This is a genomic window from Rhodococcus sp. NPDC076796, from assembly GCF_040702765.1.
Lineage (GTDB): Bacteria > Actinomycetota > Actinomycetes > Mycobacteriales > Mycobacteriaceae > Rhodococcoides.
The window spans coordinates 452,260-463,297 of the sequence record NZ_JBFBMS010000002.1; the positions used below are offsets into that span (position 1 = coordinate 452,260).

The window sequence follows — 11,038 nt, forward strand, 5'->3', positions numbered from 1 at the left end:
GGTACCTGTCAGAGTCGGCAGCAACCACCTAACGACGACCGGGAGACGGTCAGCGCTCATCTCACGGACCGGCCGGCCGACGAGGAAAGGTCAGCCGAGAATCACGCTCGCGAGCGCGGTGCCACCACATCAGCCGGCCTGACGCGTACCGGAGCAGAACACGAAAAAGCCCCTCACCGGTTCCTGCTGGTGAGGGGCTTCTTAGCCTCTGAGCCGCCTAAGAGAATCGAACTCTTGACCTTTTCATTACGAGTGAAATGCTCTACCGACTGAGCTAAGGCGGCGTGCCTTTCGGCGTTGGTGAGTCTAACGGAGCATCAGGTCGAAACTAAAATCGCCCTCCCCCGAGCCTCCATGCGGGCCTGCTCCTAGCGCAGCACATCACCCAGCGTTGCCACCATCGCGTAGATGGCGAACTTCGGTTTTGCGTTGACCGCCAACGACTCTCGGCATTCGAGGATTGCCTCGATGCTCTTCAGCAACGCCTCGGGCGGCACCGCTTTGGCCATGCGTTCGACCTGCTCGGCCATGTCGGGGTGCGTCGCCGTGGCGGTCGATCCGTACGAGCGAGCGAGCGCATCTCGGTACAGGCCCACCAGATCCATCAGCGCGCGATCGAGTGAATCGCGACCGGTTCTGGTGGCACGCGACTTCTGCCGCTTCTCGAGATCCTTGAGCACCCCGGCCGAGCCACGAAGCGCACCTGCCGCACCCTTGCCGGTACCGCCCGCACCCAGGGCCGTACGCAGCTCCTCGGTTTCGGCCTCGTCGCGCGAGGCACTCATCTCCTTGGCCTCATCCTCGGCGGCCTTCACCAGCTCCTCGGCCGCGAGGTAGGCCTGATTGGGCCGAGCAGCAGCCGACGCCAGAGCCAGCGCACGTTTACGCCGCGCCCGAGCGTCCTCGTCGGTGGCGAGGCGACGTGCCCGGCCCACGTGGCCACCGCTGATCGACGCAGCCCATTCCGCCGTCTCGGCGTCGAGCTTGTCGCGCGTCTGCAGCACCTGCGCGATCGCCGGCACCGTGGGCGTGACCAGCGAGACGTGACGGCATCGCGAGCGCAGAGTCACCGAGATGTCCTGTGGATCGACCGACGGCGCACACAGCAGGAACACCGTCCGCGCCGGCGGCTCCTCGACGACCTTCAGCAACACGTTTCCAGCACCTTCGGTGAGTCGATCGGCGTCCTCGACCACGACCACCTGCCACAACCCGGTGCTGGGCCGACGCGAGGCGATGGAGACGATGTCGCGCATCTCCTTGGTGCTGATGCTCAGTCCCTCGGGCACGACGCGTCGCACATCGCCGTGGGTGCCGGCCATCGTCGTCGAGCAGGCCTGGCATTGCCCGCACCCCGGAACGCCCTCGGTGGTGCACTGCAATGCCGCCGCGAAGCACAGCGCGGCGACGGAACGACCGGACCCGGGCGGGCCGGTGAACAGCCACGAATGCGTCATCGCCGACGAGTCGACGCCGGTGCGAGCAGCCACCGCTGCAGCCGTCAGATCGGCCTCGACATCTTCCTGACCGACCAATCGATCGAACACACCCGCCATGCACGCAACCCTAGTGGTTGGGGCCGACAACCCGAACCCGCGCTATTCGCTGTCGGTCTTCTTGGCCGGAGCCTTCTTGACCGGGGCCTTCTTCGCGGCAGTGGTCTTGGTGGCCGTCTTCTTCGCCGCAGCTTTCTTGGCCGGAGCCTTCTTCGCCGCGGCCTTCTTCGCCGGAGCCTTCTTGGCAGCAGCCTTCTTGGCCGGTGCCTTCTTCTTCACCGGTCCGCGAGCACGCCTGTCCGCCAACAACTCCGACGCCCGGTCGTCGGTGATCGACTCGACCTCGTCGTCCTTGCGCAGGCTGGCGTTGGTCTCGCCGTCGGTGACGTACGGCCCGAAGCGACCGTCCTTGATCACCATCGGCTTCTCACTGATCGGGTCGACGCCCATCTCGCGCAGCGGCGGCTTGGCTTCACCCTGACGACCCCGACGCTTGGGCTCGGCGTAGATCTTGAGCGCCTCTTCCAGCGTGACAGTGAACATCTGATCCTCGTCGGCGAGCGAGCGAGAATCGGTGCCCTTCTTCAGATATGGGCCGTAGCGACCGTTCTGCGCGAGGATCTCTTCCTTGGACTCCGGATCGACTCCGACGACGCGCGGCAGCGACAGCAGCTTGAGCGCATCCTCGAGCGTGATGGTCGCCAGATCCATGGACTTGAGCAGAGAACCGGTGCGCGGCTTGGGGCCGGTCGCCTTCTTCGCAGCCGTCTTCTTGGCCGGAGCTTTCTTGGCCGCGGCCTTCTTCACCGCCGTCTTGACCCCGCCGCCGCCGTCACCGTCGTTGCCGGACGGCACCGGAACGATATCCGGCTCGGGAGGCGTCGGTTCGGGTTCCGGCTCGGGCAGGATCTCGGTGACGTAGGGCCCGAAACGGCCTTCCTTGGCCACGATGTCGTGACCGGTCAGCGGATCGACACCGAGCTTGCGTCCCTCTTGCGGTGTGGCGAACAGCTTTTCGGCGAAGTCGATCGTCAGCTCGTCCGGCGGCAGATCGTCGGGCAGGTTGGCGCGCTGGCTGATCGGATCGCCGTCGGGATCGTCGTCGTTCTTCACCATGCGCTCGAGGTACGGGCCGTAACGGCCTACGCGCACATGGATTTCGCGACCCTCGGAGTCGTCGAACAAGCGAATGGAGTTGATGGTGCGCGCATCGATCTCTTCGAGATTCTGGCCGACCATCTTCTTCAGGCCACCGGAGCGAGCCACCGAACCCTCGGCACCGGTGTCGCCGCCGAAGTAGAAGCTCTGCAGCCAATTGCCGCGTCGCTCACGGCCTCCCGCGATGGCGTCGAGGTCGTCCTCCATGCCTGCGGTGAAGTCGAAGTCCACCAGACGCCCGAAGTGCGCCTCCAACAACGCAACCACCGAGAACGCCACCCACGACGGCACCAGTGCACTGCCGCGCTTGTAGACGTAACCGCGGTCGAGGATGGTCTTGATGATCGACGAATACGTCGACGGCCGGCCGATGCCCAGTTCCTCGAGCGTCTTGATGAGCGACGCCTCGGTGAACCGTGCGGGCGGGTTGGTGGTGTGACCGTCGGGATCGAGCTGGGTTGCGGTGACTGCCTGGCCCTGAACCAGTGCAGGCAAACGAGATTCGGCGTCGTCGGACTGTCCGCCTGCCTGATCGTCGACGCTTTCCACGTATGCCTTGAGGAAGCCGGCGAACGTGATGGTGCGACCCGACGCGGAGAACGTGCACTCCTCGCCGGTTCCGGCCGTTCCGGTGATGCGCAGTGTCAGCGTGGTACCGCGAACGTCGGCCATCTGCGACGCGACCGTACGCTGCCAGATCAACTCGTAGAGCCGGAATTCGTCGGTCTGCAGAGCCGAGTGCAACTGACCGGGCGTCTGGAAGACGTCACCGGATGGGCGGATGGCCTCGTGGGCCTCCTGCGCGTTCTTGACCTTGCGGGTGTACTGCCGCGGCGAGGGATGGACGTACTCCGGACCGTAGAGCTCGGTCGCCTGGGTTCGTGCCGCCGAGATCGCCGACGCAGAGAGCGTCGTCGAGTCGGTACGCATGTAGGTGATGTAGCCGTTCTCGTACAGCCGCTGCGCGACACGCATGGTGCGCTCGGAGCTGAAGCGCAACTTGCGGGCGGCTTCCTGCTGCAGCGTCGACGTCATGAACGGCGGGTACGGCTTGCGGGTGTACGGCTTGTCCTCGGCAGACGCGACCGTCAGATCGACGCCTTCGAGAGCCTCGGCGAGGCGTCGGGCACGGGGTTCGTCCAGGACGGTCACCGCATCGGACTTGAGCTTGCCGTCGGCCCCGAAGTCGCGACCCGCGGCGACGCGATTGCCGTCGACATTGACCAGACGGGCACCGAAACTACGCGGCGTTGCCTCGGCTCCGGCGTCGAGCGTGGCGGAGATGTCCCAGTACTCGGCGCTGCGGAAGGCCATCCGCTCGCGCTCACGCTGGACGACGATGCGGGTGGCGACGGACTGCACTCGGCCGGCCGAGAGCTTCGGCATGACCTTCTTCCACAGCACCGGGCTGACCTCGTAGCCGTAGAGACGGTCGAGGATACGACGGGTCTCCTGGGCGTCGACCAGGTCTTGGTCCAGGTCGCGGGTGTCGGCCGCGGCGGCGAGGATGGCCGGCTTGGTGATCTCGTGGAACACCATGCGTCGAACGGGGATCTTGGGGTTCAGGGTCTCGAGGAGATGCCAGGCGATGGCCTCACCCTCGCGGTCGGGGTCAGTGGCGAGATAGAGCTCGTCGGCGTCCTTGAGCAGGCTCTTGAGCTCTGCGACCTTGCCCTTCTTCTCGGGCGAGACGACGTACAGGGCCTCGAAGTCGTGGTCGACGTCCACGCCGAGCCGCGCCCAGGGCTCACCCTTGTACTTGGCGGGAACGTCCGCGGCACCGCGGGGAAGGTCGCGAATATGGCCGACGGAGGCCTCGACGACGTAGTTGCTCCCGAGGTACGGGGCGATCTTCTTTGCCTTGGTCGGAGACTCGACGATGACCAGACGACGTGGCTCGGCGGAGCTGTCCCCCGTGCCGTTGTTACGTGCTGCCACCTTGCTGCCGAACCTTCCCTAGTGCGTTTTCACAGGCAGATTTGCCTGCCCACTACTAACAGACTGACATACGTCGGCCAAATACTCGCAGATCAGTCACAGATCGTCCTACTCGGCGCGGGGCCAATTGGTACGTGCGTCCACGTTCTGTGGAGCCTCGCCGACGTTCTCGGTGAGGCGCAACAGCCGACGTCGACCGGTGATTCTGAGGCCCGGATTGGATCCACGCGTGCCGATGAGCGTCGGCGCGATACCCGCGCGCATCAGCGACTGAGCGAGAACGGCGTGAGTCTCCGGCGCATGGGGATCCAGGCCGAGCACGTACCGCTCCCCCTCCGCCTCGGGACGACCCGACGCGAGCACCCAGGCGCGCAGTTCGCGGGAACCCGGTACCCAACCGGGCGGGACGGCTTTGACAGCGCCCTTGGTCCACAGGGACGCCAACGCGGACAGTTCGGGCACCGATGCGGTACGCACCAGTGGCCTGTCCTCTTCCGATCGACCGAGCTCCGGCGTCAGACCGCATTGCTCGATGAGTTCGGCGATGGCATCCGCGCGCCACTGCGCGTCGACCACGACGGAGATTCGGGCCGCACCCGCGGAGGTGACGACATGGCCGGTGGCAGCCAGCAGCCCACTGAGATCGGTCACCGCGGGCGGCAACGACTCGGCGGAGAAGAAGGACAGCTGGTTCACAGCATGGACATTAGGACATCGACGCCCGCGCTCACTGTTTTCGACGCTCCCCGGTGGTTCGCGGAAACGAAACATCCCCCTTTTCCACCGGACTTGTACGACCGATGAAAAAGGGGGATGACGGTTCTCGTCTCCGAAAAGAAGAGAATCAGACTGCGCGAACGCCCGTTGCCTGAGGACCCTTGGTGCCCTGGCCGACCTCGAACTCGACGCGCTGGTTCTCCTCGAGGGTGCGGAAGCCGCTGCCCTGAATCTCGGAGTAATGGACGAAGACGTCAGCGGAGCCGTCTTCTGGTGCGATGAATCCAAAGCCCTTTTCGGCGTTGAACCACTTCACAGTTCCCTGAGCCATGCTTTTCCTTCTCTTTCTAACACCGGATTCGATGGAGCGCACTTTCGGTCCATCGGGCCGGTTCCGACCGCTGCACTTTCCAACAATCCCCCACAGGATTCCCCCTGACGGACGAGCTCTTCCAGTACCGCGCCCGCAACGATAGATCCTGCGAGCGTAGAACGAACACAGAAGCTGCGACCGGCTCAAGTGAACCATGAGATTCGCGTTCGCAACAGTCGAAAGTCGACCGTTTTCGAACATTTTGTCCGTGTTGTCGAAACGGACAACCTCGGACAGGTGAAAAGCAGCTTCCACCAGGGCGCGAAGGAGCCCAACAGGGTCCGCGCTAGCATGGAGATCCCTGGTCGCGAAGAGCCCGACGGCACTTGTAGATCGAACGAATGCATGGAGACCGGCAGTGAGCGACGAACATCCGCACGGCGGTGCGGATGCCGGGAGTTACGGGCAGCGGTTGCTGGATCGAGTGTTGGCGGGATCGCCCGCGAGCGAAAGCCCGTTGACCCACGTCGCCGAACTGCCGGCACGGGCATCACAGTTCACCTCCTGGCCGTCGTGGGTGGGCCCGGAAGTGGTGCAGGTGATCACCTCTCGTGGGATCGCACAACCGTGGACGCATCAAGCACATGCGGCAACACTCGCGGCCGAAGGCAGTCATGTGGTGCTCTCGACCAGCACCGCGTCGGGCAAATCGCTGGCGTATCAACTCCCCATTCTCACGACGCTGTCCGCCGATGCCCGGGCAACCGCGCTGTACCTGGCTCCCACCAAGGCCCTCGGTGCCGATCAGCTACGCACCACGATCTCGATCACCGACGAGTTACGTTCACTGTCAGGCGAACTCGCCGAGGTGTTCCCCAGCGCGTACGACGGCGATACCCCGATCGAGATACGTCAGTGGGCCCGCGCCAATGCGCGATGGATCTTCACCAACCCCGACATGCTGCATCTGGGCATCCTCGGCTCGCACGAGCGATGGTCGCGCTTCCTCCGCAACCTCCGCTACGTGGTGGTGGACGAATGCCATTACTACCGTGGCGTTTTCGGATCCAACGTAGCGTTGGTGCTACGCCGGTTGCGACGCCTGTGCGCACGGTACGGTGCATCGCCGGTATTCGTTCTCGCCAGTGCGACGACATCCGAACCGGGGCGAGCAGCCAGTCGCCTCATCGGAGCGCCGTGCGAGGAGATCACCGAAGACGGATCCCCGCACGGGGCACGCACCGTCGCACTGTGGGAACCGCCGCTGCTCAAGGAGATCACCGGTGAAAACGGCGCTCCGGTAAGGAAATCCGCCGGAGCAGAAGCGTCGCGCATCATGGCCGATCTGCTGGTGGAGGGTGCGCGAACTCTGGCATTCGTTCGGTCCAGACGCGGAGCCGAGGTGACCGCGCTGGGTACCCAGAGAATTCTCGCCGACGTCGATCCGCAGTTGGTACGACGCGTCGCCGCCTATCGCGCAGGGTATTTGGCCGAGGATCGGCGCAAACTCGAATCCGATCTGTCCGACGGCACGCTGCTCGGAGTGGCCACCACCAATGCGCTCGAATTGGGCGTGGACATCGCGGGGTTGGACGCGGTGATCGTGGCGGGCTTCCCCGGCACCGTCGCGTCGTTCTGGCAGCAAGGTGGCCGGGCCGGACGACGCGGGGAGGGCTCGCTGCTGGTGCTGGTGGCGCGCGACGATCCCCTCGACACGTATCTGGTGCATCACCCGGCGGCTCTGCTGGACAAGCCCGTCGAGGCCACCGTCACCGATCCCACCAACCCCTACATTCTGGCTCCGCAATTGCTCTGCGCCGCAGTCGAACTACCGATCACGTTGACCGAGGCCGAGTCGTTGAGCGCGGAATCGGTACTCGAGGAACTCGAGCTGAAGGGCTACGTGCGCAAGCGTCCGCACGGGTGGTTCATCACGCCCGAGGGTCAGCAACTCTCACCGCACGGTGCGGTGAACATTCGCGGCGGCACCGGTGTGCAGGTGGCCATCGTCGACGGCGAGTCGGGCCGCATGCTGGGCACCGTGGACGGCGGTAGAGCTCCCGCCACCGCCCACCCCGGTGCCGTGCACATTCACCAGGGCGAGTCATTCGTGGTCGACGCACTCGATCTCGATGCCGGACTCGCACTGGTGCACGCCGAGCAGCCCGAGTGGAACACCTCGGCCCGCGAGATCACCGACATCTCGATCACCGCGGTGCACGAATCCGTCGATTACGGCGAGGTACGCGTCGCGCTGGTGCAGGTGAACGTGACGCATCAGGTCGTCGGGTATCTGCGACGCTTGCTCTCCGGCGAGGTACTCGATTCCATCGAACTCGACATGCCCGCGCAGACACTCGACACCCGAGCCGTCATGTACACCATCACCCCGGAATTGTTGGAGCACAGCGGCGTTCCGTACGAACGATTCCCCGGATCGCTGCACGCAGCAGAACACGCCGCCATCGGGTTGCTGCCCCTGGTTGCCACCTGCGATCGCTGGGACATCGGCGGAGTCTCGACGGCATTGCACCCCGATACCGGCCTACCGACCGTCTTCGTCTACGACGGATACGACGGCGGAGCAGGCTTCGCCGACCGCGGTCACGTGGCCATCGCCGACTGGCTCACCGCCACGAAAGAAGCCATCGTCTCGTGCGAATGCCAAACCGGCTGCCCGTCCTGTGTGCAATCACCCAAATGCGGAAACGGCAACGATCCACTGGACAAAGACGGTGCCGTTCGAGTGTTGACCGCAGTGTTGGCGGCCATCACTCGGGAGGGGTGAGCGGCCGCCCCAGTTCAGCCGCAAACTGGGTTCCGGTTCAGCGGCAAACGCGCGCGCATTTGCTGAACGCTCACGAAATCGCTGCTCAAGCAGGGTGATTTCGCGCGCACCTGACAAACGCGCGCGCGTTTGCGGGACTGGGCAGGCGAATCTCCAGCCCACCGCCGACTCGACTGTGACCGATCGATTGCATGAGTGCCACCCTGCTTGTTGTGGCCAACACCTCGGGTGGTGTGGTGGGAAGAGGATCAGCCCACAGAATCGAGACCATGACATGCCCATCACCCGGCAGATTCCCAAAGCTACCGACCTGCGCGAGGTCCTCTCGTTCAAGAAGCCCGATCTGAACCTGCGCCGTCGACGCCTCAACGCCGCGCTCACCATCGACGATCTCCGCACCATCGCCCGTCGACGCACCCCGCGCGCGGCATTCGACTACACCGACGGTGCCGCCGACGCCGAGATCTCGCTCTCGCGGGCCCGTCAGGCCTTCCGCGACGTCGAATTCCATCCCTCGATCCTGCGGGACGTCTCCCACGTCGACACCTCGACGACGGTGTTCGGTGGGCCGTCCGCGCTCCCGTTCGGCATCGCACCGACGGGGTTCACCCGCTTGATGCAGACCGAGGGTGAGTACGCCGGGTCTGCCGCAGCCGGTGCTGCCGGAATTCCGTTCTGCCTCTCGACTCTGGGCACCACGTCGATCGAGGACGTCAAGGCCACCAACCCGAACGGGCGAAACTGGTTCCAGCTGTACGTCATGCGAGACCGTGACATCTCGTTCGGGCTCGTCGAACGCGCCGCGAAAGCAGGCTTCGACACCCTGCTCTTCACGGTCGACACGCCGGTAGCCGGGTCGCGCCTGCGCGACAAGCGCAACGGATTCTCCATCCCGCCGCAGTTGACCGCGTCGACGATCGCCAACGCCATCCCGCGTCCGTGGTGGTGGTGGGATTTCCTCACCACGGCCAAGCTCGAGTTCGCGTCGCTGTCTTCTACTGGCGGCACGGTCGGAGAGCTGCTCAATTCGGCGATGGATCCGTCCATCTCGTTCGAGGACCTCGACGTCATCCGTGAGATCTGGCCCGGCAAGCTGGTCGTCAAAGGTGTTCAGTCGGTGGCCGATTCGGCCCGTCTCGCCGAACTGGGAGTCGACGGCATCATCCTGTCGAACCACGGAGGCCGACAACTCGATCGCGCCCCCGTTCCCTTCCATCTGCTGCCGCAGGTGGTGCACGAGGTCGGCTCAGAATTCGAGGTCGCCGTCGACACCGGCATCATGCACGGTGCCGATATCGTCGCCTCCATCGCGATGGGAGCATCGTTCACCCTCGTCGGCCGGGCGTACCTGTACGGCCTGATGGCCGGAGGTCGCGCCGGCGTCGACCGCATGATCGAGATCCTGCGCGAAGAAATCGTCCGCACCATGCAACTGCTGCAAGTCAATTCACTTGCCGAGCTGACCCCGGAGCACGTCACTCAACTCACCCGGTTGGCTCCACTGCAATCCGGGGCACGCACGTTCACGCCGCGCTGACCGTTGGAGACGGACCGTCGAGGACTGGGCTCGGGGCAAACGCGCGCGCATTCGCTGAACGCTTGCGAAATCGCTGCCCGAACGGGGCGATTCCGCTCGCACCTGACGAACGCGCGCGCGTTTGCGGATTCGGGCGGCTTCGGGCGGACCCTCACCCCGGCCCCGCCCGCGCCGAGGCGATGGCGTCGGACATTCCAAAGCGTCCGAGAAGCACCGGTTGGCCCACCGTGACGATCACATCCCACTCGTCGATCGTGCACTCCCGCAACTCCGTTCCCATTCGCACCGCCAACCCCCGCGCCGTCTCGCACGCATCGGCCACCCCACGATCGAGAGCCCCCGCACCGGCCAGCGCCGCGAGATCGGCCGCCGACTGCGCCTGATGACGAGCACCCACCGCAGATCCGACATGAATCACCATCACGACGACCGCAATCAACGCCGACATCGCCATCGCCGCCAACACCGTCGCCCCACCCTCGTCGTCCTGCATTCTCATTCGGGCGCACTCGGTTCCGCAGCGGCAACCGCCTCCACCGACAGCGTCAATCCCGGCAACGGACTCGCCACCTCCACCCGCGCGACGAAGAACTCCCCATCCTCGGTCACCGTGATTCGCGCACCGTCCGGCGCAACCCGCTCCCCCGCCGAGACAGCCTGCGCAGCATCACCTCTCGCCGCCAACCGAGCCGCCTCCCTCGCCGCATCGACGCACCCGATATGCATAGTCACCGACACGATCGCCCCGATACACACCACGATCACCGCGACGATGGACGCAATTGCGAACGCCGCCTCCACCGTCACGGCCCCGTCGTCATCGCCCAAGCTCAGACGGCTGTGTTCAACGCTCGATCGATGATCCCGGTCAACGCCGACACGATGCTGTCGCCGGTCACTACCGTGTACAGCACCGCCCCGAACGCCGCGGCCGCGATAGTGCCGATTGCGTACTCCGCGGTCGACATGCCATCGTCCTCCACGCCGAACAGAACGATCCGAGTCTTCAACTCCTGCAATGCGTTCTCGATCATCTCGATTCCCCTCCCTGTTCTCCGACGCGGCATCTCCGCGTCGGAATTCTGTGTGCG

At 65.1% G+C, this 11,038-nt stretch carries 9 protein-coding genes and 1 tRNA gene; 2 read left to right on the forward strand and 8 right to left on the reverse strand.

The annotated features are described in order from the left end of the window. Nucleotides 1–211: 211 nt before the first annotated feature. From AB0366_RS07405 to AB0366_RS07425, 5 genes are all read right to left on the reverse strand, one after another. Nucleotides 212–284 (reverse strand) — tRNA-Thr (locus AB0366_RS07405). Between the two features lie 84 nt (nucleotides 285–368). Then, a complete protein-coding gene (locus tag AB0366_RS07410; protein WP_366243296.1) occupies nucleotides 369–1,556 on the reverse strand; it encodes a DNA polymerase III subunit delta' in 1,188 nt (395 codons plus the stop codon). A 42-nt stretch (nucleotides 1,557–1,598) separates the two neighbouring features. Beyond that, nucleotides 1,599–4,592 (reverse strand): type I DNA topoisomerase, encoded by a 2,994-nt coding sequence (gene topA / locus AB0366_RS07415; protein ID WP_366243297.1) that lies wholly within the window; start codon nucleotides 4,590–4,592, stop codon nucleotides 1,599–1,601. A gap of 108 nt (nucleotides 4,593–4,700) precedes the next feature. After that, on the reverse strand, nucleotides 4,701–5,288 hold the full coding sequence (locus tag AB0366_RS07420; RefSeq protein WP_366243298.1) for a hypothetical protein: 588 nt from the start codon (nucleotides 5,286–5,288) through the stop codon (nucleotides 4,701–4,703). 148 nt (nucleotides 5,289–5,436) lie between these two features. After that, on the reverse strand, nucleotides 5,437–5,640 hold the full coding sequence (locus tag AB0366_RS07425) for a cold-shock protein (RefSeq protein ID WP_005248460.1): 204 nt from the start codon (nucleotides 5,638–5,640) through the stop codon (nucleotides 5,437–5,439). A gap of 400 nt (nucleotides 5,641–6,040) precedes the next feature. Here AB0366_RS07425 and AB0366_RS07430 point away from each other — a divergent pair, with 400 nt between their 5' ends. Further along, the gene (locus AB0366_RS07430) at nucleotides 6,041–8,410 is read left to right on the forward strand and encodes a DEAD/DEAH box helicase (protein WP_366243299.1); all 2,370 of its coding nucleotides are present in this window, start codon (nucleotides 6,041–6,043) and stop codon (nucleotides 8,408–8,410) included. A 274-nt stretch (nucleotides 8,411–8,684) separates the two neighbouring features. Next, the gene (locus tag AB0366_RS07435) at nucleotides 8,685–9,947 is read left to right on the forward strand and encodes an alpha-hydroxy acid oxidase (RefSeq protein WP_366243300.1); all 1,263 of its coding nucleotides are present in this window, start codon (nucleotides 8,685–8,687) and stop codon (nucleotides 9,945–9,947) included. Between the two features lie 151 nt (nucleotides 9,948–10,098). On the opposite strand, the gene AB0366_RS07440 is transcribed toward AB0366_RS07435, so the two are convergent. Genes AB0366_RS07440 through AB0366_RS07450 form a run of 3 tightly spaced genes read right to left on the reverse strand, consistent with a single transcriptional unit; the run spans nucleotide 10,099 to nucleotide 10,981 of the window. Further along, the gene (locus AB0366_RS07440; protein ID WP_366243301.1) at nucleotides 10,099–10,446 is read right to left on the reverse strand and encodes an Rv3654c family TadE-like protein; all 348 of its coding nucleotides are present in this window, start codon (nucleotides 10,444–10,446) and stop codon (nucleotides 10,099–10,101) included. After that, nucleotides 10,443–10,775: a TadE family type IV pilus minor pilin gene (locus AB0366_RS07445; protein WP_366243302.1), complete on the reverse strand. Its 333-nt coding sequence runs from the start codon at nucleotides 10,773–10,775 to the stop codon at nucleotides 10,443–10,445. Before AB0366_RS07445 ends, AB0366_RS07440 begins: the two co-directional genes overlap by 4 nt. 2 nt (nucleotides 10,776–10,777) lie before the next feature. After that, nucleotides 10,778–10,981, reverse strand: coding sequence for a DUF4244 domain-containing protein (locus tag AB0366_RS07450; RefSeq protein ID WP_032380048.1), 204 nt, complete (start codon nucleotides 10,979–10,981; stop codon nucleotides 10,778–10,780). Nucleotides 10,982–11,038: the final 57 nt, after the last annotated feature.